At 73.7% G+C, this 399-nt stretch carries 1 protein-coding gene; it reads right to left on the bottom strand.

What is annotated here, in order from left to right:
- A partial coding sequence (locus tag RM780_RS27725) for an ATP-binding cassette domain-containing protein (protein ID WP_311633651.1) occupies window positions 1-399 on the bottom strand: 399 nt, incomplete at both ends.

Here is a 399-nt window from a genome sequence, read left to right as displayed (position 1 = left end):
TCTCAACGCCACCGCCCTCGACGCCCAGTTCGCTGAGCAGCCGCGAGCGCAGGGCGGCGAAACCGGGGGCACCGACACCGCGCGGGCGGTCCAGGCCGACGGCTGTGTCGTACGCGATCCCGCCCTCCCGCATCACCAGCACCCGGTCCGCCAGCAGCAGGGCCTCGTCCACGTCATGGGTGACCAGCAGGACCGCGCAGCCGCGCCGCTGCCAGAGCTCCGCCACGAGCTGCTGCGCCTTGATCCGGGTCAGGGCGTCCAGCGCGCCGAACGGCTCGTCGAGCAGCAGCAGATCGGGCTCCCGTACCAACGCACGCGCCAGAGAAGCGCGTTGGGCCTCGCCGCCGGAGAGCGTCTTGGGCCAGGCACCGGCCCGGTCGGTCAGCCCGACCTCGGCCA

It is taken from the genome of Streptomyces boetiae (assembly GCF_031845405.1).
Classification (GTDB): Bacteria; Actinomycetota; Actinomycetes; order Streptomycetales; family Streptomycetaceae; genus Streptomyces; species Streptomyces boetiae.
Note: the sequence above shows the minus strand (reverse complement) of the source record. Positions and strands in the feature narration are given on the sequence as shown.